20 protein-coding genes are annotated in these 23,109 nt (G+C 64.2%); 17 read left to right on the forward strand and 3 right to left on the reverse strand.

The genetic code is table 11. From position 1 onward, the window contains the following. Window positions 1-31 precede the first annotated feature (31 nt). Together AZF01_RS15800 and AZF01_RS15805 are read left to right on the forward strand one after the other, a co-directional pair. On the forward strand, window positions 32-1,009 hold the full coding sequence (locus AZF01_RS15800; protein ID WP_024709161.1) for an L-threonylcarbamoyladenylate synthase: 978 nt from the start codon (window positions 32-34) through the stop codon (window positions 1,007-1,009). A gap of 4 nt (window positions 1,010-1,013) precedes the next feature. After that, on the forward strand, window positions 1,014-2,447 hold the full coding sequence (locus tag AZF01_RS15805; RefSeq protein ID WP_024709162.1) for an FAD-binding oxidoreductase: 1,434 nt from the start codon (window positions 1,014-1,016) through the stop codon (window positions 2,445-2,447). Between the two features lie 99 nt (window positions 2,448-2,546). On the opposite strand, the gene AZF01_RS15810 is transcribed toward AZF01_RS15805, so the two are convergent. Together AZF01_RS15810 and purD are read right to left on the reverse strand one after the other, a co-directional pair. Beyond that, window positions 2,547-3,950 (reverse strand): MATE family efflux transporter, encoded by a 1,404-nt coding sequence (locus AZF01_RS15810; RefSeq protein ID WP_051424113.1) that lies wholly within the window; start codon window positions 3,948-3,950, stop codon window positions 2,547-2,549. A gap of 232 nt (window positions 3,951-4,182) precedes the next feature. Continuing rightward, complete coding sequence (gene purD, locus AZF01_RS15815) at window positions 4,183-5,454, reverse strand: phosphoribosylamine--glycine ligase (RefSeq protein WP_036237748.1); 1,272 nt, start codon at window positions 5,452-5,454, stop codon at window positions 4,183-4,185. A gap of 199 nt (window positions 5,455-5,653) precedes the next feature. Here purD and obgE point away from each other — a divergent pair, with 199 nt between their 5' ends. The 9 genes from obgE (at window position 5,654) to AZF01_RS15860 (ending at window position 14,817) form a co-directional block, all read left to right on the forward strand. Next, complete coding sequence (obgE, locus tag AZF01_RS15820; RefSeq protein WP_024709164.1) at window positions 5,654-6,712, forward strand: GTPase ObgE; 1,059 nt, start codon at window positions 5,654-5,656, stop codon at window positions 6,710-6,712. A 2-nt stretch (window positions 6,713-6,714) separates the two neighbouring features. Then, window positions 6,715-7,878 (forward strand): glutamate 5-kinase, encoded by a 1,164-nt coding sequence (gene proB, locus AZF01_RS15825; protein WP_024709165.1) that lies wholly within the window; start codon window positions 6,715-6,717, stop codon window positions 7,876-7,878. Continuing rightward, window positions 7,871-9,151 carry a glutamate-5-semialdehyde dehydrogenase gene (locus AZF01_RS15830; RefSeq protein WP_024709166.1) on the forward strand — a complete coding sequence of 427 codons (1,281 nt, stop codon included), beginning with the start codon at window positions 7,871-7,873 and terminating at the stop codon, window positions 9,149-9,151. Before proB ends, AZF01_RS15830 begins: the two co-directional genes overlap by 8 nt. Window positions 9,152-9,191: 40 nt before the next feature. Then, the gene (locus AZF01_RS15835; protein ID WP_197489666.1) at window positions 9,192-9,785 is read left to right on the forward strand and encodes a nicotinate-nucleotide adenylyltransferase; all 594 of its coding nucleotides are present in this window, start codon (window positions 9,192-9,194) and stop codon (window positions 9,783-9,785) included. Beyond that, the gene (locus AZF01_RS15840; RefSeq protein ID WP_024709168.1) at window positions 9,769-10,641 is read left to right on the forward strand and encodes a hypothetical protein; all 873 of its coding nucleotides are present in this window, start codon (window positions 9,769-9,771) and stop codon (window positions 10,639-10,641) included. Before AZF01_RS15835 ends, AZF01_RS15840 begins: the two co-directional genes overlap by 17 nt. Before the next feature lie 110 nt (window positions 10,642-10,751). Beyond that, entirely contained in the window at window positions 10,752-11,183 is a 432-nt protein-coding gene (gene rsfS, locus AZF01_RS15845; RefSeq protein ID WP_036237750.1) for a ribosome silencing factor, read from the forward strand. Window positions 11,184-11,467: 284 nt separating this feature from the next. Further along, on the forward strand, window positions 11,468-11,950 hold the full coding sequence (gene rlmH, locus AZF01_RS15850) for a 23S rRNA (pseudouridine(1915)-N(3))-methyltransferase RlmH (RefSeq protein WP_024709170.1): 483 nt from the start codon (window positions 11,468-11,470) through the stop codon (window positions 11,948-11,950). A 100-nt stretch (window positions 11,951-12,050) separates the two neighbouring features. After that, window positions 12,051-13,442, forward strand: a complete 1,392-nt coding sequence (locus AZF01_RS15855) for a murein hydrolase activator EnvC (protein ID WP_024709171.1) — start codon at window positions 12,051-12,053, stop codon at window positions 13,440-13,442. Beyond that, window positions 13,432-14,817, forward strand: coding sequence for a S41 family peptidase (locus tag AZF01_RS15860; RefSeq protein ID WP_024709172.1), 1,386 nt, complete (start codon window positions 13,432-13,434; stop codon window positions 14,815-14,817). The genes AZF01_RS15855 and AZF01_RS15860 overlap by 11 nt, the downstream gene beginning before the upstream one ends. A 211-nt stretch (window positions 14,818-15,028) precedes the next feature. Here AZF01_RS15860 and pyrC read toward each other — a convergent pair whose 3' ends face one another. Next, window positions 15,029-16,069: a dihydroorotase gene (pyrC, locus tag AZF01_RS15865; RefSeq protein WP_024709173.1), complete on the reverse strand. Its 1,041-nt coding sequence runs from the start codon at window positions 16,067-16,069 to the stop codon at window positions 15,029-15,031. Window positions 16,070-16,268: 199 nt separating this feature from the next. Between pyrC and AZF01_RS15870 the strand changes: the two genes are divergently transcribed. From AZF01_RS15870 to cydC, 6 genes are all read left to right on the forward strand, one after another. Further along, window positions 16,269-17,063, forward strand: coding sequence for a LamB/YcsF family protein (locus AZF01_RS15870; protein ID WP_256389164.1), 795 nt, complete (start codon window positions 16,269-16,271; stop codon window positions 17,061-17,063). 16 nt (window positions 17,064-17,079) lie between these two features. Then, window positions 17,080-17,478 carry a helix-turn-helix transcriptional regulator gene (locus AZF01_RS15875; protein ID WP_152534586.1) on the forward strand — a complete coding sequence of 133 codons (399 nt, stop codon included), beginning with the start codon at window positions 17,080-17,082 and terminating at the stop codon, window positions 17,476-17,478. A 48-nt stretch (window positions 17,479-17,526) separates the two neighbouring features. After that, window positions 17,527-18,729 carry an MFS transporter gene (locus AZF01_RS15880; RefSeq protein WP_024709176.1) on the forward strand — a complete coding sequence of 401 codons (1,203 nt, stop codon included), beginning with the start codon at window positions 17,527-17,529 and terminating at the stop codon, window positions 18,727-18,729. 279 nt (window positions 18,730-19,008) lie between these two features. Then, window positions 19,009-19,581, forward strand: coding sequence for a GbsR/MarR family transcriptional regulator (locus tag AZF01_RS15885; RefSeq protein WP_371260645.1), 573 nt, complete (start codon window positions 19,009-19,011; stop codon window positions 19,579-19,581). A gap of 3 nt (window positions 19,582-19,584) precedes the next feature. Beyond that, window positions 19,585-21,372 (forward strand): thiol reductant ABC exporter subunit CydD, encoded by a 1,788-nt coding sequence (gene cydD / locus AZF01_RS15890; RefSeq protein WP_024709178.1) that lies wholly within the window; start codon window positions 19,585-19,587, stop codon window positions 21,370-21,372. Further along, on the forward strand, window positions 21,369-23,069 hold the full coding sequence (gene cydC, locus AZF01_RS15895) for a thiol reductant ABC exporter subunit CydC (protein WP_061449713.1): 1,701 nt from the start codon (window positions 21,369-21,371) through the stop codon (window positions 23,067-23,069). The genes cydD and cydC overlap by 4 nt, the downstream gene beginning before the upstream one ends. Window positions 23,070-23,109: the final 40 nt, after the last annotated feature.

The following is a 23,109-nucleotide window of genomic DNA, read 5'->3' on the forward strand; positions in this document are numbered from 1 at the left end:
CGAGGATCGCTTGAGCAGGAACAGGTTTCACATGGCGCGCATCATCGACATCGCGGTTGAGGAAGGCATTGCGCTGGCCGAAGGCAGCGCTCTTTTGCTGGCTGGCGAGTTGGTCGCCATGCCGACGGAAACCGTCTATGGCCTTGCCGCCGATGCGACGAACGCTCAGGCAATCGCGAAAATCTATGCCGCCAAGGGCCGGCCTGCCTTCAACCCGCTGATCTGCCACATGTCCGGGCTTGAGATGGCCGAGGACCACGCCGTCTTCTCTCCGCTGGCGCGCACGCTTGCGCAAGCCTTCTGGCCCGGCCCGCTGACCCTTGTTCTGCCTCTGAAACAGGGCGCGGCGATTGCGCCTGCGGCAACGGCGAACCTGCCGACCGTCGGCGTGCGCGTGCCGCAGGGCTTTGCCGGACGACTGATCGCCGCAACCGGTCGCCCGCTGGCCGCACCCAGCGCCAACACCTCCGGCAGGATCAGCCCGACCACGGCCGCCCATGTGGAAGCGGATCTCGGCGACAGACTGCGACTCATCCTTGACGCGGGACCGGCGCAGGTCGGCGTCGAATCGACGATCCTGAAGGTCGAGGGCGATGACATCACGCTTTTGCGGCCGGGCGGCATTTCCGCAGCCGAGATCGAGGCGCTGACCGGTCGCAATGTGACAAGACCGCAGCACAAAACCGCAATCATTGCCCCCGGCATGATGGTCTCGCATTATGCGCCGAAAGCCGCCGTTCGCCTCGATGCGACGCGCGTCGGGGCGGGCGAGACGCTGGTGCTGTTCGGGCCTTGCGAGGTCGAGAATGCTTCGGCCGCGCGCGCCGTCTTCCAGCTGAGCGAGACCGCCGACCTTGCGGAAGCGGCGAGCCGGCTTTACGACACGATGATCGAGGCAGACCGGAGCGGCGCGACCGCCATTGCCTTCGCCCCGATCCCGAAAGACGGGATCGGCGAGGCGATCAATGACAGGCTTGCCCGCGCCGCCGCACCCCGGAAGGATGACTGACCGCATGACCACGCTCGCACCCGAACTCGTCACCCGCTTTTCCGAGATCGTCGGCGCGCCTTACGCGCTGACGGACGCCGCCGACATCGAACCCTACCTCACCGAGAACCGCGGACTTTACCGGGGCAGGACGGTTCTGGTGCTCAAGCCCGGCTCGACGCAGGACCTCTCCGCCATCCTGAAGCTTGCAAGCGAAACGAAAACGCCGGTCGTGCCCGCCGGCGGGCGCACCGGCCATGTCGGCGGGCACGTGCCGCGCGAGGAGGGCACGGATATCGTGCTGTCGCTGGAGCGCATGGACAGGATCCGCAAGATCGACACCTCGGCCAATGTCATCATCGCCGACGCCGGCGCGATCCTTGCCGATGTGCAGAAGGCGGCAAGCGACAATGATCGTCTCTTTCCGCTCTCTCTCGGCTCGGAAGGCTCGGCCATGATCGGCGGCAACCTCTCCACCAATGCCGGCGGCACGGCGGTGCTTGCCTATGGCAATATGCGCGCGCTCTGCCTCGGCCTTGAGGTGGTGCTGCCGACGGGCGAGATCTGGGACGGGCTCAGAAGCCTGAAGAAGGACAATACCGGTTATGACCTGCGCGACCTGTTCATCGGCGCGGAAGGCACGCTCGGCGTCATCACCGGCGCGGTGCTGAAGCTTTTCCCGAAGCCGCGCGGCCATCAGGTTGCCTTTGCCGGCGTGTCGAGCACGGAAAAGGCGCTAGACCTCTTCAATCTTGCCTCCAACCGCTGCGCCTCGGCGCTGACGGGTTTTGAATTGATGGCCCGCATGGCTTTCGATTTCACGGTAAAGCACACGGACGGCGCGCGCGATCCGCTTTCCGAAAAATACCCCTGGTATACGCTGATCGACATTTCTACTTCAGACAGCCAGCAGTCCGCCGACCGGATGATGGAGGCGCTTCTGGAGGAGGCCTTCGAAGAAGGTCTCGTGGAAGATGCGGTGATCGCCAAATCGCAAAGCGAGATCGACGAGCTCTGGCACATGCGCAACACCATGTCGGAGGCGCAGAAACCCGAAGGCGGCTCGATCAAACATGATGTCTCCGTGCCGGTCTCGGCCATTCCGACCTTCCTGCACGAGGCGGACGAGGCCGTGATGGAAGCGATCCCCGGCGCGCGCATCTGCGCTTTTGGCCACCTCGGAGACGGCAATATCCATTACAACATCTCCCAGCCGGAAGGCGCGGACAAGGCCGCCTTCGTCGCCCGCTGGGGCGAGATCAACAAGCGCGTCCACGCCATCGTGCTTGCCCATGGCGGCTCGATTTCCGCCGAACATGGCATCGGCCGGCTGAAGCGCGACGAACTGGCCGAAATCCGCGCGCCGATCGAGATCGATCTGATGCACCGCATCAAGCAGGCTTTCGACCCTGCCGGGATCATGAACCCCGACAAGGTGCTGAAGGTGACGTCGCGCTAGCGCATCGGCCCGAAAATCGGGTCTGATTTTCGGAAAGCACGATGCGTAGATTCAATAGGTTAGAGCGTCCTTTGTGCGTCCGAATGGACGCACGGCGCTCTAGCGTATTACCGCCGCAGCCTCTTGATGAAACACGCCCCATCTTGCGCCGGATCGCCTGCCGTGAAACCACAGCACCGCGGCCACAAGACCGAGCATGGCAATGTCGCTCGAGGGGGCTGCCATCCAGATGCCCTGGCTGCCGAAGAGGAAGGGCAGCAGGAAGATCAGCGGAATATTGAAAAAATACGTCCGCCCGAGGCTCATCACGCCCGCGCTCACGGCCTTGCCGATGGCCTGGAAATAGCCGGCAAGCACCATCACCGGCGCAACGACGACATAGGCGGCGGTAATAATGCGCACGATATGGGTAGTCGCCGCGATCGTCTCGGGATCATCCACGAAGAGGGCCGCAATCGGGCCTGCCGCGAAAAGAAACACCGCCTGCACGATCAGGCCGTAGAAGAGCCCGGTCACAAGCCCGACGACGAGCGTGCGGTTGGACCGCTCATAGATCGCGGCGCCGTAATTGTTGCCCACAATCGACTGGCAGGCGAAGTTCAGCCCCATTAGCGGCAGGAAGACGAAGGTCAAAAGCCGTGAAGCGATGCCGTAAGCCGCGATCGTCAGGTCGTAATCCGTGCCGAACCATGCCTTGACCGAGACCAGAATTGAGGCCGTCGAAAGGCTGATGCCGATCAGCGACAGCGACGATGGCAGGCCAAGCGCAAGCGTCCGCCCCCAGGCCTCTGTCAGCGGCTTGCCGGTACTCTGCCAGAGCCGGATCGGCGTGCGGCCGGAAAGCCTGAGAACGACCACGGCGACAAGCGCCAGAAGCTGTGCTGCAAGCGTGCCGATGGCCGAGCCCGCAACGCCCCAGCCCCACAGAGCGATGAAGATGAAGTTGAAGCCGATATTGGCAAGCGTCACCAGAACGCCGATCAGCGCCATCGTGCCCGGCCGCCCCTCCGAGCGCAGCGTGTCGCCCTGGATGCTGATGAGAAACTGCAAAGGACTGCCGAAGATCAGAAGCGCGATATAGGTTGAAGCCATCGCCGCAAGCGCCGCGTCGCCGCCCGACAGCCAGCCAATAAGCGGCCTGCCTGCCGCAAGATAGAACGCCATCAGCGCCAGCGCGGCGACCATGGCAAGCGCCGTCGCCGACTGCATGGCCGATTGCGCGCCCGCGCGATCGCCGCCGCCAAGCCGTCGCGCCAGGATCGATGCCATGCCGGAAGAGACCAGCGTCGCCAGGGCGTTCAGCGCCATGAACAGCGGAAAGACCAGGGTGACGGCGGCCAGCGCGCGCGGCCCGACATAAACGCCGAGAAAGATGGCGTCGACCACAGTAAAGAGGCCGCTCACCAGCATCAAAAGCACGATCGGGGCTGCGGTCTTGAAGAAAAGCGGCGCAATCGGGCCTGAAAGATAGGGATTAGCCTGCGGCTCGGAAGAAGTTTCCATCATGTTGTCCCTCGGGACACTCGTAACGCCTGAGGCGGCCAGTTATGGGACCCGCATTGCCATAGGCTTCGAGTGTCGTCTGAGAAAACAACGGACGAAGGATCGCGCGACTTCACCATCGCCTGAATGTCAGGCGCGCGGGCGGCAGGCGGCGCGGGGCCGTGCGCAATTAGCGCCGGCCGAAGGGACAAGTCAAGCGCGTTTGCCGGGAAACCCGCGACCGGCAGCCGGTTCAACCCTCCTCGCGCGCCACCGCGCGCCAGCCGATGTCGCGGCGGCAGAAGCCGTCGGACCAGTCGATATCCTCGATCAGCGCATAGGCGCGGGTCTGGGCCTCGGTGACGTTGTGGCCAAGTGCGGTAACATTCAGCACGCGCCCGCCGCTTGCGACAAGCTTGCCGTCGCGCATCGCCGTTCCGGCGTGGAAGGTGCGTGCGTCCGGTCCGTCTTCGGGAAGCCGGCTGATCTCGCTGCCCTTCCTGTAGGAGCCCGGATAGCCCTTCGTCGCCATGACGACGGTGAGCGCCGTGTCCTCGCTCCATGCTGCGGAAGCCTTGTCCAGCGCGCCATCGGCGGCGGCTTCCAGAATATCCAGAAGGTCGCTTTGAAGCCGCATCATCAGCACCTGGCACTCCGGATCGCCGAAGCGCACATTATATTCGATCAGTTCCGGGCCCTTTTCCGTGATCATAAGCCCTGCGTAGAGCACACCCTTGAAGGGATGGCCCATCTCCGCCATGCCGCGGATCGTCGGCTCGATGATTTCTTTCATGGTGCGGGCAATCATCGCTTCATCCATCACCGGGGCTGGCGAATAGGCGCCCATGCCGCCGGTATTCGGCCCGGTATCGCCGTCGCCGACGGCCTTGTGGTCCTGGGCGGTGGCAAGCGGCAGCGCGTTCTTCCCATCGGAGAGGCAGAAGAAGCTCGCCTCCTCGCCGACCAGAAATTCCTCGACCACGACCTCGGCGCCGGCGGCGCCGAACGTGCCGGAAAAGCAGTCGTCAATGGCGGCGAGCGCCTCGGCGCTGGTGCGGGCGACGGTCACGCCCTTGCCGGCGGCCAGACCATCAGCCTTGATCACGATCGGCGCGCCGATCTCGCCGACATAGGCCTTGGCCTCCTCTCCATCGGCGAAGCGGCGGTAGGCGCCGGTCGGAATATCGTATCGGGCGCAGAGATCCTTGGTGAACCCCTTCGAGCCCTCGAGCCGGGCGGCGGCCTTTGTCGGTCCGAAGACCTTGATGCCTGCTTCACTCAGCGCATCGGCGAGGCCGTCCACCAGCGGCGCTTCGGGGCCGACGACAACGAGACCGATGTCCTTCTCGCGGCAGAAGGCGATGACCGCCGCATGATCGGCCGGGTCGAGCTTCACGCATTCGGCATGGGCCGCGATACCCGGATTGCCGGGCGCGGCATAAAGCACGCCGAGACGCGGCGATTGCGAGAGTTTCCAGGCCAGCGCATGCTCGCGCCCGCCCGAGCCGATCAGAAGGACATTCATGGGGTCCGCTCCAGTTGTCACCTGCTGGCGGTTGGGTAAGCAGACGCGCGGCAAAGGTCAAGGCCGCGTTGCGTGCCGTTGCCGCCGCGCGGTATGTTGCAGCAACGGTTTTTCACGATATTCTTTGACCTTGCCGCCGACGGACGCTAACGATGCGGGCGGTTTTACCCCACACACATGAAGACAAAAGCGACGAACCATGAAATTTCTCGATGAGGCAAAAGTCTATATCCGCTCCGGCGACGGCGGGGCCGGGTCTGTCTCGTTCCACCGCGAGAAATATATCGAGTTCGGCGGCCCGGACGGCGGCGACGGCGGACGCGGCGGCGATGTGTGGGTGGAAGCGGTCGAAGGGCTGAACACGCTGATCGATTTCCGCTACCAGCAGCATTTCAAGGGCGAGACGGGCGGCCATGGCATGGGCCGCAACCGCACCGGCGCCAACGGCAAGAGCGTGACGCTGAAGGTTCCGGTCGGCACGCAGATCTTCGAGGAAGACCGTGAGACGCTGATCTGCGACCTGACCGCAATCGGCGAGCGCTACCGGCTGGCCTCGGGCGGCAATGGCGGCTTCGGCAATGCCCATTTCAAGACCGCGACCAACCAGGCGCCGCGCTGGGCCAACCCCGGCCTTGAGGGCGAGGAAAAGACGATCTGGCTGAGGCTGAAGCTGATCGCCGATGCCGGGCTCGTCGGCCTGCCCAATGCCGGCAAGTCGACCTTTCTGGCGACCGTAACCCGCGCGCGCCCGAAGATCGCCAATTATCCGTTCACGACATTGCATCCCAATCTCGGCGTTGCCAGCATCCATGGGCGCGAATTCATTCTCGCCGACATTCCCGGCCTGATCGAGGGCGCGCATGAAGGAATCGGCATCGGCGACCGGTTCCTGGGCCATGTGGAGCGCACCCGCGTGCTGCTGCACCTGATCTCCTCCCAGGAAGAGGATGTCGCCGCCGTCTATCGCACCGTGCGTCACGAGCTTCAGGCCTATGGCCACGAACTGGCCGACAAGCACGAGCTCGTCGCGCTGTCACAGATCGACATTCTGGACGACGAGATGCTTGCGGCAAAGAAAAAGGCGCTGGAAGAGGCATCCGGCGGCAAGGTTTTCGCGATCTCGGCCGTTGCCCAGAAAGGCATGACCGAAGTGCTTTCGGCCCTTGCCGAGATCATCCGCGCCGAAGAGGCACGTCTTGGCATTGCCGCGCCCGAACGGGGCATCGACAAGGGCCGGCACGACAAGTGGGAGCCCTGACAATGAACGGCATGCACCGTTCGCTGACGCATTATCGGCGGATCGTGATCAAGATCGGTTCGGCACTGCTCGTCGACCGAACACACGGGCTCAAGACCGACTGGCTGAACCGCCTTTGCGATGACATCGCAGCACTCAAGGTCGCTGGCGTCGAAGTACTGGTCGTATCCTCCGGCGCCGTAGCGCTCGGTCGCACCGTGCTGCACAGCCATTCCGGCACGCTGAAGCTGGAAGAGGCGCAGGCGGCGGCGGCCGTCGGCCAGATCGGACTTGCCGGCGCCTGGACCGAGAGCCTGCGCCACCACGCCATTCTCGCGGGCCAGATCCTGCTGACCCTGCAGAACACCGAGGAGCGGCGGCATTATCTGAACGCCCGCGCCACGATCCTGCAGCTTCTGAAAGCGGGCGCCGTTCCGATCATCAACGAGAACGACACGATCGCCACCTCGGAGATCCGCTACGGCGACAATGACCGGCTGGCCGCCCGCGTGGCGACCATGATCGGGGCGGAGCTTCTGGTGCTTTTGTCCGATATTGACGGGCTTTACACGGCCCCGCCGCATCTCGACCCCCATGCTCACTTTCTGGCCGAGATCGAGGCGATCACGCCCGAGATCGAGGCCATGGCCGGCGGCGCGGCTTCGGAACTGTCCCGCGGCGGCATGCATACCAAGATCGAGGCCGGCAAGATCGCAACCGCCGCCGGCTGCGCCATGGTGATTGCCTCCGGCAAGATCGACCACCCGCTGAAGGCGATCGAGGAGGGCGCGCGCCACTCGATGTTCCACGCCTCGCACACGCCGGTGAACGCCCGCAAGACATGGATTGCCGGCCAGCTTCTGCCCGCCGGCACAATCCATATCGATGACGGCGCGGTGGCTGCACTCAAGCGCGGCAACAGCCTTCTGCCGGCCGGCGTGACGGCGGTTGACGGCCATTTCTCGCGCGGCGACACTGTGGCGATCGTCAACATGAAAGGCGGCGAGGTTGCGCGCGGCCTGTCCGGCTATGACAGCGACGAAGCGCGCATGATCGCTGGCCAGAAGACAATCGATATCGAGGCGATCCTCGGCTATCCGGCCCGCGCGGCCATGGTCCACCGCGACGATCTGGTGATGGCCGCCATCGGCAAGAAGAAACAGAACGAAAGCTCGACCCATGCTTGACCAGGTTCACAAAGACGATATCGCCGCCGTGATGCGGGCGCTTGGAACGCGCGCGCGCGCAGCAGCGCAGAAGCTGGCGATCGCCTCGACCGAGACCAAGAACCGGGCGCTTCTCGCCATGGCCCGCGAGATCGAGGCGCGCGCGCCCGAAATCCTGGCCGAGAACGAGAAGGATGTCGCCGCCGCCCAGGAAAACGGCATCACCGGCTCCTTCATCGACCGGCTGGAGCTCAATGAGGCGCGGATCGCCGCGATGGCCGACGGCATCCGCGCGATCGCGGACCTCGACGATCCGGTCGGCGACATAATTGCCGAATGGGACCGTCCCAACGGGTTGACGATCTCGCGCGTGCGCACGCCGCTCGGCGTCATCGGCGTCATCTATGAGAGCCGTCCGAATGTGACGGCCGATGCCGGCGCGCTCTGCCTGAAGGCCGGCAATGCCGTAATCCTGCGCGGCGGTTCGGATTCGGCGCGTTCGGCGCGCGCGATCCACTGCGCGCTGAACGCGGGTCTTGCCGAGGCCGGTCTGCCGGAGGACGCGATCCAGATCGTGCCGACCACCGACCGCGCCGCCGTCGGCGAGATGCTGTCCGGCCTTTCCGGAAATATTGACGTGATCGTCCCGCGCGGGGGAAAGAGCCTCGTTGCCCGCGTGCAATCGGAAGCGCGCGTGCCGGTCTTTGCCCATCTGGAAGGCCTCTGCCACATCTATGTCGACAAATCCGCCGATCTCGATATGGCGCGCGACATCGTCGTCAACGCCAAGATGCGCCGCACGGGCATTTGCGGGGCGGCCGAGACGCTTTTGATCGACCGCGCGGCGGCCGACACCTTCGCGACCCCGCTGATCGAGGCGCTGGAGAAAAAGGGCTGCCTCGTGCGGGTAGATCACGACATGATCGACTATGCCCGCGGCCGCGATGAAGCAAATGACGACGACTGGACCACGGAGTATCTCGACGCGATCATTTCGGTGAAGCTCGTCGACGGTATTTCCGGCGCCATCGAGCATATCGGAAAATATTCTTCCCATCACACCGAGGCGGTGATTGCCGAGGACCATGAAGTCGTTTCCCGTTTCTTCAACGAGATCGACTCGGCGATCCTTTTGCACAATGCCTCGACGCAATTTGCCGATGGCGGCGAATTCGGCATGGGCGCGGAGATCGGCATCGCTACCGGCAAGATGCATGCGCGCGGGCCGGTCGGCGTCGAACAGCTCACATCGTTCAAATATCTTGTGCGCGGCAGCGGACAGACGCGGGCGTGACAGTTTGACCGAGGGGACGATCGACCAGCGCTATCTTGCCATGCCCTATTGCGAGCCGGGCATGGCGATCGGCCTTTTCGGCGGTTCCTTCAACCCGCCGCATGACGGTCATTTCCTGGTGGCGAGCCTGGCGATCCAGCGTCTCGGCCTCGACCAGCTCTGGTGGCTGGTCACGCCCGGCAACCCGCTGAAGAGCGGAAACGGCCTTGCCCCGCTCGAGGAACGGCTGGCGCTGAGCGAGAAACTCGCGCGCGATCCGCGCATCCGCGTCTCAGCACTCGAAAAGACGATCGGCACCGCTTATACGGCCCGCACCATCCGCCATATCGTTCGCCGCAACCCGGGCGTCCATTTCGTCTGGATCATGGGCGCCGACAATCTCGGCGACTTTCACCGCTGGCAGGAATGGCGCGCAATCGCCCGCACCGTGCCGCTTGCCGTGATCGACCGGCCCGGCTCGACGCTGACCTATCTTTCCTCAAAGGCGGCGCGCACGCTCGACAAGGCCCGCATTGCCGAGCGCGATGCCCGGGCGCTGGCGCGGATGACGCCGCCGGCCTGGACCTTCATCCACGGTCCGCGTTCGAATGTCAGCTCCACAGCGCTCAGGCGAGGCCATGATGACGCGGATTGAGGTCGTCGCCAGTCTCAACGATCCCGGCAAACCCGGCGGCCACAGCGAGGATCGGGCCGGCGCAAACGGGCACAGCGCCTTCGTCATCGACGGCGCGACCGGTATCGCCGACCGGCGGGTGATGACGGACCATCCGAGCGATGCCGCCTGGCTTGCCGACCACGCGGCGGCGGCTTTTTCCAGGGCGGGCAGCGAAGAGAGCGTCGCCGCCGTTGTCTCCCGCCTCAACGAAGAAGCCCGCGCGACCTATTTCAAGACCGCCGGAACCGGCGACCTGCCGCGCTACATGTGGCCCGCCGCGGCCTTCCAGATGCTCAGGGTCGAGGGCGACCGGCTCGTGTCCTACGGGCTCGGCGACTGCCGCCTGTTCCTGCAGTCGGAGGACGACGGAGAGGTGTTCGAGACCACCGCGCTGAAGGGCAACCGTGACCGGGAAATCGCCGCCGCCCGCGCGCATCTCGCCCGCACCGGCGGCTTTGGCGGCAAGAACGATATCGGCGGAGATGGACAGACGCGTGCGGCGCTGCGCGAAAGCCGCTCGAAACACAACATGCCGGGCGGGCGCATCTTCACGCTCGGCCTGGTGCCGGAAGCGGCAAACGAGATCGTGCGCGAGGAAACCGGCATCAAGGCCCCCGCCCGCGGCCTGCTCTGTTCGGATGGCTTCGCCGCCCTGTGTGACAATTACGACGCTTTCGGCCCTCGGGAACTGATCGATGCCGCTTTTGACGAGGGCCTTCCGGCGCTGCTGGCACGGTTGCGTGAAATCGAGCGGATCACGGATCCCGAAGGCGAGCGCTTCCCGCGCTACAAGGTCAGCGACGACGCCACATGCCTTGCCTTCCGCATTCCCTGAAGACGCCGCCGGGCGTTTTTTAACGAGAACCTTGCGCGATACCCCCATTGGCTCCTATCTTTATAGGGACTCGTGGGCGCCACGAGTCGCAATCGTGCTTGTTCCGGTCCATGAAGAAAGGAAGACCCCTGACAACATTGCACGCCAAAGGTGCCGCAGACGATGCTGCACCGAAGAGCAGGAAAAGCGGCGTTCATGCCGCGGATCAGGCTTTGTCCACCGTCCTCGCCAGCCTTGAGGATTCCAAGGCTGAAGATATCGTAACCATCGACATCAAGGGCAAATCGGCGCTCGGCGACCACATGGTGGTCGTATCCGGACGTTCGAACCGGCATGTCGTGGCGATTTGCGACCATCTGGTCAAGGACATCAAGCAATCGGGTGCAGGCACCCCCAGGGTTGAAGGCCAGGATGCCGGAGACTGGGTGCTGATCGACACCGGTGACGTGATCGTCCATGTATTCCGGCCGGAAGTTCGCGAGTTCTACAATATCGAGAAGATGTGGTCCGCGCCCGAAATGAACGAGGGACGCCTGCACTAGCGCATCGGCCCGAAAATCGGAATCGATTTTCGGAAAGCACGATGCGTAGATTCAATAGGTTAGAGCGTCCTTTATGCGTCCGAATGGACGCACGGCGCTCTAGCGCCTGGGAACCCGGTGCCCGTGGCTGCCGTGTGCCGCGCCAAAGCGCGCGGGCATGATTTTTGCGGCCTTGTGCCCGCTCGAAAGTCTCGCTTCGGTCCAAACCTGACGGATCCAGCGGGGCTGCAGACTTTGGCCTGAAATTTCACGCCGCTTCCGGCAGCCCCACCGAGGAAAAAACAATGCAGATCGGCATTTTCGCCGTCGGGCGGCTGAAGTCCGGTCCCGAGAAGGAGCTGGTTGCCCGCTATCTCGACCGGCTGAAAAAGACCGGAAAGGCGCAGGGCATCGATTTTGTCCGCGTCCATGAAGTCAATGAAAGCCGCGCGGGCAATGCCGCGACCCGCAAGCGGGAGGAGGCGCAGGCGCTGGAAGCGGTCCTGTCCCCCGAGACCGTTCTCGTGCTGCTCGATGAGCGCGGCAAGTCCTTCGACAGCCCCGCCTTTTCCGAGAAGATCGCCAGTTTTCGCGACCAGGGCAAGCGCGAGATGATCTTCGCCATCGGCGGCGCCGACGGGCTTGATCCCGTTCTCCTCGAACGCGCCGACCTGACCGTCAATTTCGGCGCCATGACATGGCCGCACCAGATCGTGCGCATCCTGCTTGCCGAACAGCTCTACCGCGCCGTGACGCTGATGGCCGGCCACCCCTATCACCGGATATGAACGCTTCAAAACTTTGTGTCTTATAAAGACGTTCGGCTTTCGTTAACCTGTCGGCGTTCTATATCGGCTGCGCTCGAGCTCCAACCGAAAGTCAGGACGAATGGGCTTTGCAAGGGTCAATACCGTGCGTTTTCGCGCCGCATGCGGTCTGCTGCTGCTTGCGGGCTGGACATGGTCTACCCCCCAGATGACATTCGCCCAGGCCGAACCCGCGCCGCGGACCGATTCCCGCGAACTCGTGGACAGGCTCTCCGAGAAGCGCAGCGAGAGCGAAATCGAACTCGATACGATCCGCAGCTCCATCACCGTTTCTGAAGAAAAGATTGCCGGCCTGCAGAGCGAGATCGACAAGCTTGCCGGTGACACCGCCAGCCTGAAACAGGCGCTGGTGGACTCGGCGGACCGCAGGCGCGCGCTGGAGGAACAGATCGGCGAGAGCGAGGCGCGCATCGCCGAGCTCTCCGGAGAGGAAACCGTCCTCAAGGTCTCTCTGAACGAGGAGCGCGATGTGCTGGCCGATGTTCTGGCTGCCCTGCAGCGCATGGGCCGCGACCCGCCGCCTGCCCTTCTGGTCGCACCCGGCGATGCGCTCGATTCCGTGCGCAGCGCCATCCTGCTCGACGGCGTGGTGCCGGAAATGCGCGCGCGCATGGAAAGCGTGCTTGGCGATCTCAGATCGCTGCAGGCGGTCAAGCAGGAACGCGAGAACGCGCGCGACGCGCTTGCCGCCGACCTCGACAGCCTGGCCGAGGAAACCCGGCGCATGGACATGCTGATTGCCGAAAACGAGAAAGCGAGCGCCGAAAGCGCCGAGGCGCTTGCCGAGGAACGGCGCCAGGCTGAGGCCCTTGCCGCGCGCGCCACCGACCTCAACGGCCTGATCGCCTCGCTTGAGACCGAAATCACCTCCGCGCGCAACGCGGCGCTGCTTGCCCGGCAGGAGGAAGAGCGCCGCCGGCAGATGAGCGAAGCGCAACGGGAAGAGGCGCGCGCCCGCGCGCTCACATCTTCGCCCGATAAAAACCGCATTACGCCCGCATATCCGTTCTCTGACCTGAAGAACCGGCTGGTATTGCCGGTGGCTGGCGATATTCTGCGCCGCTTCGGCGATCCGGACGGGACGGGCCATGAGGCGACCGGCATCACCGTCGCGGCGCGCCCCGGCGCGCTGGTGACGGCGCCTGCCGACGGAACGGTGGTTTACGCCGGGCGCTTCAGAAGCTACGGAGAGATGATCATCCTCAATGTCGGCGACGGCTATCACCTGGTGATGACGGGCATGGAGGGATTGAAGGTGCGTCAGGGCGATTTCGTGTTCTCCGGCGAACCCCTTGCGCAGATGGGCGCCAGGCGCATCGCAAGCGCGGCGACGCTGGCGCTGGAAACGGACAGGCCGACGCTCTACATTGAGCTGCGGCAAAACGGCAAGCCGGTCGATTCCGGACCTTGGTGGGCGGACAAAAATGATGGAAAGGCACGCAATGATACGTAGGGCAACGCTTCTGCTGGCTGGCGCCGTGATCGGCGCCTCGGCGACCGGCATCCTGGTTTCCGCCGACATACCGGCGCGCGCGGCAAGTGACGACAGCACCTATCGCGAGATGTCGCTGTTCGGCGATGTTTTCGAGCGCGTGCGCAGCCAGTATGTCTCGCCGCCTGACGAAGAGAAGATGATCCAGGATGCGATCAACGGCATGCTGAGCGGACTCGATCCGCATTCGAGCTACATGACGGCGGAAGAATCCGACGAGATGCGCGATCAGTCGAAGGGCGAGTTCGGCGGCCTCGGCATCGAGGTGACGATGGAGGACGAAGTCGTCAAGGTCGTCGCACCGATCGATGACACGCCGGCTTCCAATGCCGGCGTCCTTGCCGGCGACAGCATTGTCGAGATCGACGGCGAGAGCGTGCGCGGCATGTCGCTCAACGATGCGGTGGACCGCATGCGCGGCGAGGTCGGCGAACCGATCGACATCACCATCATCCGCGACGGCGTGGCCAAGCCGATCGAAATGACCATCGTGCGCGGCGTCATTCCGGTGCAATCGGTCAAATGGCGGATCGAAAACGACAATATCGGCTACATCCGCATCTCGACCTTCATGAACGAGAAGCTGGACGAGAGCCTGAACGAGGCGATCGAGGAAATCCGCGCCGAAGTGCCGGATGACCAGCTCAAGGGCTATATCCTCGACCTTCGCCTCAACCCCGGCGGCTTCCTCAACCAGGCCGTCGCCGTGGCCGATACCTTCCTCGACGAGGGCGAGGTGGTTTCCACCCGCGGCCGCAATTCTAGCGAGACCCGCCGCTTCGACGCGGGGCCCGGCGACCTGACCAACGGCAAGCCGCTGATCGTGCTCGTCAATGGCGGCTCGGCGTCTGCGTCCGAAATCGTCGCCGGCGCGCTGCAGGACCTGAAGCGGGCAACGCTGGTCGGCACCCGCACCTTTGGCAAGGGCTCGGTCCAGACCATCGTGCCCCTCGGCGTTGAGGGCTCGCTCAGGCTGACGACGGCGCTCTATTACACGCCGTCCGGCACCTCGATCCAGGGCACCGGCATCAATCCCGACATCATCGTCGAACAGGTGCTGCCGGAAGACCTCGAGGGCCTGATCCGCCCGGAGGGCGAAAGCGCGCTGCGCGGTCATATCCAGGGCGACGAGGAAACCGACGAGGGTTCGGGTTCGGTCGCCTATGTGCCGCGCGAGACCGAGGACGACGTCCAGCTGAAATACGCGATCGACCTTCTGGAAGGAAAGATCACCGACGACGCCTTCCCCGCGGATCCGGAAAAGGCGGTCGAGGAACTCCAGGCGGCGAAGGCCGAAGCAATGACGCAGGAGCCGGAAATGGAGGACGCCCATTAGAGCATTTCGCAGTCGGATGGAAACATCTGACGTCCGCGAAAATGCGTTAAAACAAATAGATAGATCGCTTCCGCGTTTCCAGGAAATGCGGAAACGATCTAGGCGCGCTTCCGCCCCAATTATTGTATTCAGGAAGGCCGGGTTCGCCCGGCCTTCCTTCGTTTTGCGTTCCGGATGATCCGGAGCTAGCGAAAATGTCTTTCAGACGGAACTACCGCTCGATCTCCCAGAAAAGCGGGAACTTGGGATCGAACACCGTCACCGGACCGGCGCCGGTTTCCCGCCTTTTGGGATAGTCGATCGCTTTGTCGCGCTTGATCAGCGTCACCATCTCCTCGTTCGGGGGAAGCCCGTACCAGGCCGGGCCGTTCAGTGAGGCGAAGGCCTCGAGGCGGTCGAGGGCGTCTTCGTTCTCGAACACATGGGCAAGGCAGCTCATCGTGTTCGGCGCGGTATAGATGCCGGCGCAGCCGCAGCCGCATTCCTTGGCCGGATCGACATGCGGGGCGGAGTCGGTTCCGAGGAAGAAGCGGGCGTTGCCTGAAGTCGCGGCCGCGACCAGCGCCTTGCGGTGCGTCTCGCGCTTGGCCACGGGCAGGCAATAGTAATGCGGGTGAATGCCGCCGACGAGAATGTCGTTGCGATTGATGATCAGGTGATGCGTGGTGAGCGAGCCGGCGAGATTGCGTTCGGCCGCCGAGATGTAGTCGATGCCGTCCTTCGTCGTCACATGCTCCATCGTGATTTTCAGCTCCGGCAGACGCTTGCGCAGCGGATCGAGAACCGTTTCGATGAAGACGGCTTCGCGGTCGAAGATATCGACATCGGCGCTCGTGACCTCGCCATGGACACAGAGATTGAGCCCGATCTCCGCCATCTTCTCCAGCACCGGCATGGCGTTGTCGAAATTGCGCACGCCGCTTGCCGAATTGGTGGTGGCGCCGGCGGGATAGAGTTTGACGGCCGTCACGAGGCCGCTTTCGTGAGCGCGCGCGACATCTTCGGGATCGGTCGTCTCGGTGAGGTAGAGCGTCATCAGCGGGGCGAAGGCCGCGCCCTGCGGCAGCGCCGCCATGATCCGCTCACGATAGGCGGCAGCATCGGCGGCCGTCACCACAGGCGGCACCAGATTGGGCATGATGATCGCGCGGGCGAAATCGCGGGCGGTATCGCCGATCACGCCCTCCATCATCGCGCCGTCGCGCAGATGCAGGTGCCAGTCATCGGGGCGGCGGATCGTCAGTCTGTTCATCATCTCACTCCATGGGCTCGACCTGATCCGGCAATAGAGAATTTCAGGCCGGAAGGAAAGGCGGGAGGGCTCTTGCAAAAGGCGGGCCCGACTCCCGGAGATATGCATTTTCGCATGGAGCCCATGACGAAAACGCAAACCAAACCATGAAATATCCATTGTTTGCCCGTCCCCCGAGCCCCTACATTGGCAGGATGACGTGCTGGAACCACAGGGAGGCGAGACCGTGACCCGCCAGAGGATCGACATCAACTGCGACATGGGGGAAAGCTTCGGCGCCTGGGAGAAGGGCGATGACGCGGCGATGCTGAAGGTCGTCTCCTCGGCCAATGTCGCCTGCGGCTTCCATGCCGGCGATCCCGATATCATGGCCAAGACCTTCGCACTGGCGCGCGAGCGCAATGTCGCCGTCGGGGCGCATCCGGGCTTTCCCGACCTGATGGGCTTCGGTCGCCGGCAGATCCCCTATTCGGTCGGCGAGATCGAGCGACTCGTCGCCTACCAGATCGGCGCTGCGCAGGCGATTTCGCAATATGTCGGTCACCCGATCACCCATGTGAAACCCCACGGCGCGCTCGGCAATCTCGCTCAGCACGACGAGGCGGTCGCCCGCGCCATCTGCAATGCGATCAAGGCCGTCGATTCCTCTCTGATCTGCCTCGCCATCGCGCTCGGCCAGCAGCACCGCATTGCCGAGGAAATGGGACTGACCGTGGTCTCGGAAATTTTCGCCGACCGCGCCTATACCGACGAGGGCATCCTGGTGCCGCGCGGCATGAAGGGGGCGGTGATCCGCGATCCCGATGCCGCCGCCTGGCGAGTGGTCGAAATGGTCAGCGAAGGCGCGATCGTCACCGTTTCCGGCAAGCGGCTCGAAACGCCGATGGGCTCGATCTGCGTCCACGGCGACGCGCCCGAGGCGCTCGCGATCGCCCAGGCCGTGCGCAACGGTCTGGAAAAGCAGGGCTTCGCCATTGCCAACTTCATACGCTAGACTGTAACAGGGGCGGATTGGCCTTTTTCGGTCGCATCGCGGCGGCCCGGTATTCGACCTTGACTTCTCTAGAGAAAATCGTATATACGAAATTATGAAGATTGAATCCGAAAACATGGTCGAATCCGCGGACGAAGCCTGCGAGCTGCTGAAGGCGCTGGGCAATCGTCATCGACTTCTCATTCTCTGCCAGCTCATCGACGGCGAACGGTCCGTCGGCGAGCTTGCGGATTTTCTCGGCATCCGGGATTCCACCGTTTCCCAGCATCTGGCGCTTCTGCGACGCGAGAAGCTGATTGCCGGTCGGCGCGAGGGGCAGACGATCTGGTACCGGATCGAGAGCGAACCCGCGCGGCAGATTCTGACCACGCTTTATGACGCCTATTGCGTGAAAGACCGCAACCGGACGAGCTGAGCCGCCCGCACATCACACGGGCGAACGCCCCGGAGCCCATTACTGCCGATGAACACCGCCGACAGCCCGGACACCGCCCGCAGCAACATCCGCATCCTCACCCTGTCGCAGGCCGTCGGCGGCGCCGCGCCGCCCATCGTGATCTCGCTCGGCGGCATTGTCGGGCAGGTTCTGTCGCCCGATCCGGCCTTCGCCACGGTTCCCGTCAGCCTCTATAATCTCGGCGTTGCCGCCGGCACGCTGCCGGCTGCCTTCATCATGCGCCGGGTCGGTCGTCGGCTCGGTTATATTTTCGGAGCGATGATCGGCATCTGCGGCGGGCTTGTCGCGGCGACAGGCATTGCCGCCTCCACCTTCCTCATCTTCTGCATCGGCACCATCCTGATCGGACTTTACGGCGCCTACCTGCAGAGCTTCCGCTTCGCCGCCGCCGATTCGGTCTCCGGCGACATGAAGGCGGTGGCGATCTCGCGGGTGATGATCGGCGGACTGGCCGCAGCCATCATCGGACCACAAGTGGTATTCTGGACCAGCGACGCCATACTGGGACAGCCCTATGTGGCGAGCTTCATCAGCCTTTCCGGCCTTGCCATTGTCACCTTGCTTCTGGTTTCGCAGCTGAAGGTGCCGCGCGCCGACAAGGCCGCCGCTGTCAATCTTTCCGGCGGGCGCCCGTTGTCCGTGATCGCGCGCTCGCCGCGCTTCATCCTGGCCGCCGGCACCGGCGTCATCTCCTACGCGCTGATGGCCTTCATCATGACGGCGACGCCGCTGGCCATGGTCGCCTGCGGGCACACGGTCGGCGAGGCGACGCTCGGCATCCAGTGGCACGTGCTCGCCATGTTCGGGCCGAGTTTCTTCACCGGCCGGCTGATCGCCCGATTCGGCAAGGAGACGATCGCCGCCACGGGCCTTGTCCTGATCGCGGCCTGCGCGGCAATCGCGCTGTCCGGTCTCGGGCTCACCCATTTCTGGGCCGCCCTCATCCTGCTCGGAGTCGGCTGGAATTTTGGCTTCATCGGCGCAACGGCGATGATTACCGATTGCCACACGGCCGAAGAGCGCGGCAAGGTTCAGGGCCTGAACGATTTCCTGGTATTCGGCTCGGTCGCCTCCGCCTCCTTCCTCGCCGGCGCCCTCGTCAATGCCGAAAACGGCTGGAGCCTGATGAACTGGCTGGTTTTCCCTGCCGTTCTGGTTGTCCTTCTGCCGCTCGTCTTCGGTCGTTTTTCAGGCCCGTCACGCGCCTGAACGACGCCGGAGCCTCTTTCCGCTTCGACCCAATTCCGGTTCATTCGTCAGTACACGATTTTTCAGCCTACAACCGAAGAGCGCATTCCGCTTTTTTGGTTCTGCATGACATAAATCAAATTGCCCGAAGGCCCTCTCGGCTAAACCCGTTGAATTAGAAGGGGGTTCGGTTGCGCATTTCGATGTCGGACAAGGATGGCCTTGCACGATATCAGATATCGCGTTACACAGTTTTCAGAAAAAACTGAAAATACAGACCGATCAGGATCGCCGATGACAATGTCGCCCATCGTACAGGATTTCGTTCTCCATTTCGGCGAGATGGGCAGCCGTTGGGGCATCAACCGGTCGGTGGGACAGATCTACGCTCTTCTCTATGCCTCGCGCGAGCCGCTTTGCGCCGACGACATGGTGAACGAGCTGAAGATTTCGCGGTCCAACGTGGCCGCCGGGCTGAAGGAGCTGCAGTCGTGGGGACTGGTTCTTCTGCGGCACAGGCCGGGTGACCGGCGCGACTTTTACACGACGCCGGAGGACGTCTGGTCGATCCTGCGAACGCTGGCCGAGGAGCGGAAGAAGCGGGAAGTCGACCCGACGCTCGCCCTGCTTTCCGACGTCACCACACGCACGCCGCGCGACGAGGACGAGGAATACGCCCAGAAACGCATGGGCGAAATGCATGACCTGATCGAAAGGCTCTCGTCCTGGTACGACGATGTGAAGGGCCTGGAGACGGAAAGGCTCTTGATGCTGCTCGGCATGGGCGCGCGGGTGACACGGCTCATTGAGACGGCAGACAAGGTGACGTCGTTCGGTCGCAAGGCCGGGCGCGATCAGAACGAGAAGGTTTGAGGCATGAGCGAGCTTGTCTTTGAAAAAGCCGCCGATGAACGGAAGGACGCGCCGCGGGGGCAAACCCGCTCGCGCCGCGCTCCCGTGCGTCCCGCCTCGTCTTCGCAGGAGAACGCGCGACGCGCACGCGCGCCGAAGCCTCGCGGTCTGAAGATTGCCGCATGGCTGCAGACTTTTGCCGAACTGATGTGGCTGCCGCAAGCCGCCTGTCTGGCCCATGGCATCGGCCTTATCGCGCGCGGCGAGGGCGTTTCCGCCATCCTGCCGCTTGCCGCCGCCGTTCTCGCCCTCGGTTTCGCAAAGGCGATCACCGAACGCGCGGGCAGCCGGCTTGCCTACAGGACCGCACGAGCAATCCTGAGCGAAAGGCGTGAAGCAGCGCTTGCGGCACTCAGCCGCCGTTCTCCGCTCGACACCAGCAGGGTTGCTTCCGGCGAGGCGGCGAGCGTCATCGCGGAGCAGGCCGAGCATATCGTGCCTTATCTGGCCCGTTTCCAGACGGCCCGTTTCAAGGCCACCGTCGTGCCGCTTGCCATTCTCGCCGTCATCTTTCCGTTTTCCTGGATTGCCGGCCTCGTGCTTATGATAGCAGCGCCGCTCATCCCCGTCTTCATGGCGCTGATCGGCTGGAGCGCGCAATCGGCCAGCGAAAAGCACCTGGCGGACATGGGCACGCTTAATGCCTTCCTCCTCGACCGGTTGCGCGGACTGTCGACGATCCGCGCCTTCGATGCCGTCGATCTCGTCTCCCGCCGCCTGACGCTGCGCGCGGAAAACCTGCGCCGTCGCACCATGTCGGTGCTGCGCATCGCCTTCATGACCTCTGCCGTGCTGGAACTCTTTTCCGCGCTCGGCGTGGCCATGGCCGCCGCCTATATCGGCTTTCATCTGCTCGGCCAGATCGGCTTCGGCGCCTGGGGCGGCACGCTGACGCTTTCAGAAGGCCTGTTCATCCTGTTGCTGGCTCCCGCCTTCTTCGATCCGCTGCGCATGTTGTCTTCCGTCTGGCACGACCGCGCTTCCGGCGAGGCAGCGCTTTCCGCCCTCGAAAAACTGGCTGAGGACGGCCGGCCGATGGTCGGCGCCGATACGGACGATATCGCTCCTGCAAAAGCATCGGGCAGGGTTCATCCCGTCAGCGTCGAATTCCGCGATCTCGGCTTTGTCCATCATGGTTCCCGCGATCCGGTGTTCGAAGGCTTCAATCTGCATATCGCCCCCGGCGAACATGTCGCCCTGCTTGGCCCGTCCGGCAGCGGCAAGTCGACGCTTCTCGCGCTTCTGGCAGGCCTTGCCGAAACCCGCCACGGCCGCATCCTGGTCGATGACGTGACGCTCGATGACGCCAATGCGGCAGAGCTTCGCACGCGCATGGCCTGGATCGGCCAGAACCCGCATCTCTTCGCCGGTTCGATTGCCGGCAATATTCGCCTCCATCGCGACGACATTTCCCGCGATGCGATCGCCGCCGCGCTGAAACTGGCGTCGCTCGATCATGTCGCAGAAGCCCATGGCAACGCCATGATCGGCGAGAACGGCGCCGGGCTTTCCGGCGGCGAGGCCTTGCGGCTAACGCTGGCGCGGGCCGCGGCCAACCGTTCGGCGGGCCTGATCATCGCCGACGAGCCGACCGCCCATCTCGATCATCGCACGGCAAGCGATATCACCGAGGCGCTGCTGACGCTCGCCAGCGGCCGCACGCTGATCGTCGCCACCCATGACCCGGTGCTGGCCGGGCGCATGGACCGCATCATCCGCCTCAACGAGGGCTTCCGGGAGGTCGCACGATGAGTTCCGGCAAATTCTCAAGTCTCGGTCCGGTCATCCGGCTGTTCTGGCGCGAACGGCGCGGCGGGTTGATGGCGGGCGCAGCCCTCTCCGCCGCGACGGTGCTCGCCGGCATCGCGCTTCTCGGCGTTTCCGGCTGGTTTGTCACCGCCGCCGCCATTGCCGGGCTGACAACGGCAACCGCCCTTGCCTTCGACGTTTTCGCCCCATCCGCAGCCATTCGTTTTCTGGCGCTGTCGCGCACGGCGGCGCGCTATTTCGAGCGGCTGCAGACCCATGACGCAACCCTTCGCGTTCTCGCCGGCCTGCGCGTCAGCCTGTTCAAGGGCTTTGCAGCACCGGGCGCCGCGAAAGCGCTCGCGCTGCGCCCCGCCCGCCTGCTGTTCCGGCTGACGGCCGATGTCGATGCGCTCGATTCGCTTTATCTCAGGGTTCTGGTGCCGGGCGTCGTTGCCGTTATCGCCGGTCTCGTGACAATCGCGGCGCTCGGCGCGCTGTCCTGGCCTCTCGCCTTTGCCGTGGGCGCTGCCATCGTCATTCCGGGTCTCGCCATTCCCGCCTTGTCCGCCCGCTTTGCCGAAAAGCCCGCGCGCCGCCGCGCCCATGCGCAGGAGGCGCTCAGGGCCCGCACCGTCGATCTCGTTGCCGGCCAGAGCGAACTTGCCTTTGCCGGCGGACTTCCGGACCAGCGCGCACGCGTCAGCGCGGCCGATACACGCGAACACGCCTCGGACCTGGCGCTGAACCGGATCGAGACCAATGCCGGTTTCGGCTTCGACATCATCACCGCCCTCATTCTGTCGGGCGTCCTGCTGGCCGGCGCGGCGCTTGCTTCCGCGGGCACGGTCACAGCGCCGCTGGCCGCCCTTGCGCTGCTGATCGCCTTCGCCGCACTGGAGCCCTTTGCCAGCCTGCGCCGCGGCGCGATGGAACTCGGCCGCACGCTTCTCGCCGCACGCCGCCTTTCGCCGCGTCTTGACGCAGAGCCCGGCGGCCGTTTCCAGCCCTCCGCGCCGAAGCCCGGCGAGGCGCTTGCGCTCGACAATGTGACGATGCGCTACGAGGGTCGCTCGCGCGCTGCGGTTTCAAACCTTTCGCTCGCCGTGAAGACCGGCGAGAAGGTGGCGCTGATCGGAGCGAGCGGCGCGGGAAAATCCTCGATCATGGCGCTTCTTGCAGGCGAATCTGCCCCTGCAAGCGGCCATGTTGCATCGCTTGACGCAACCATCCTCAGCCAGCGCACGGAACTGTTCCAGGATTCGCTGCGCGCCAATCTGAAGATTGCAGCCCCTGCTGCCGACGATGACGCCATGATGGCCGCCCTCGACGCTGCGGGCCTCGGCGAGACCGTGCGCGCCCTGCCCGAGGGCCTTGACACCGATCTTGGCGAACAGGGTATCGGCCTTTCCGGCGGCCAGTCGCGCCGCCTGGCGCTTGCCCGCCTGCTTCTGCGCGACACGCCGGTGTTCCTGCTCGACGAGCCGACCGAAGGCCTCGACGGCAAAACGGCGCGCGATGTCATGTCACGGATCAATGCGCGTGCTAGCGAAGGCCGTACGCTTCTCGTCGCGACGCATATCCGCAGGGAGGCGGAAATCGCCGACCGGCTGCTTGTTATCGAACGGGGGCGGATCATTTCCGCCCCCAAACGAGGCGAACCCGGCTTTGACGCCGCGCTCGCCGCCTTGAGGCCGGACTAGAACCCCGGCCTCCAATAACGAAATGCGGTTCAGCCGTTGG

The sequence above is a fragment of the Martelella sp. AD-3 genome (assembly GCF_001578105.1).
Lineage (GTDB): Bacteria > Pseudomonadota > Alphaproteobacteria > Rhizobiales > Rhizobiaceae > Martelella.

Coding starts and splice junctions, on each gene's coding strand:
- cydC (WP_061449713.1), top strand. CDS start 21,369: ATGAGTTCCGGCAAATTCTCAAGTCTCGGTCCGGTCATCCGGCTGTTC.
- AZF01_RS15810 (WP_051424113.1), bottom strand. CDS start 3,950: ATGGAAACTTCTTCCGAGCCGCAGGCTAATCCCTATCTTTCAGGCCCG.
- pyrC (WP_024709173.1), bottom strand. CDS start 16,069: ATGAACAGACTGACGATCCGCCGCCCCGATGACTGGCACCTGCATCTG.
- AZF01_RS15860 (WP_024709172.1), top strand. CDS start 13,432: ATGATACGTAGGGCAACGCTTCTGCTGGCTGGCGCCGTGATCGGCGCC.
- AZF01_RS15835 (WP_197489666.1), top strand. CDS start 9,192: ATGCCCTATTGCGAGCCGGGCATGGCGATCGGCCTTTTCGGCGGTTCC.
- AZF01_RS15840 (WP_024709168.1), top strand. CDS start 9,769: ATGATGACGCGGATTGAGGTCGTCGCCAGTCTCAACGATCCCGGCAAA.
- AZF01_RS15805 (WP_024709162.1), top strand. CDS start 1,014: ATGACCACGCTCGCACCCGAACTCGTCACCCGCTTTTCCGAGATCGTC.
- AZF01_RS15800 (WP_024709161.1), top strand. CDS start 32: ATGGCGCGCATCATCGACATCGCGGTTGAGGAAGGCATTGCGCTGGCC.
- AZF01_RS15880 (WP_024709176.1), top strand. CDS start 17,527: ATGAACACCGCCGACAGCCCGGACACCGCCCGCAGCAACATCCGCATC.
- purD (WP_036237748.1), bottom strand. CDS start 5,454: ATGAATGTCCTTCTGATCGGCTCGGGCGGGCGCGAGCATGCGCTGGCC.
- obgE (WP_024709164.1), top strand. CDS start 5,654: ATGAAATTTCTCGATGAGGCAAAAGTCTATATCCGCTCCGGCGACGGC.
- AZF01_RS15885 (WP_371260645.1), top strand. CDS start 19,009: ATGTCGCCCATCGTACAGGATTTCGTTCTCCATTTCGGCGAGATGGGC.
- AZF01_RS15855 (WP_024709171.1), top strand. CDS start 12,051: ATGGGCTTTGCAAGGGTCAATACCGTGCGTTTTCGCGCCGCATGCGGT.
- AZF01_RS15830 (WP_024709166.1), top strand. CDS start 7,871: ATGCTTGACCAGGTTCACAAAGACGATATCGCCGCCGTGATGCGGGCG.
- rlmH (WP_024709170.1), top strand. CDS start 11,468: ATGCAGATCGGCATTTTCGCCGTCGGGCGGCTGAAGTCCGGTCCCGAG.
- cydD (WP_024709178.1), top strand. CDS start 19,585: ATGAGCGAGCTTGTCTTTGAAAAAGCCGCCGATGAACGGAAGGACGCG.
- proB (WP_024709165.1), top strand. CDS start 6,715: ATGAACGGCATGCACCGTTCGCTGACGCATTATCGGCGGATCGTGATC.
- rsfS (WP_036237750.1), top strand. CDS start 10,752: ATGAAGAAAGGAAGACCCCTGACAACATTGCACGCCAAAGGTGCCGCA.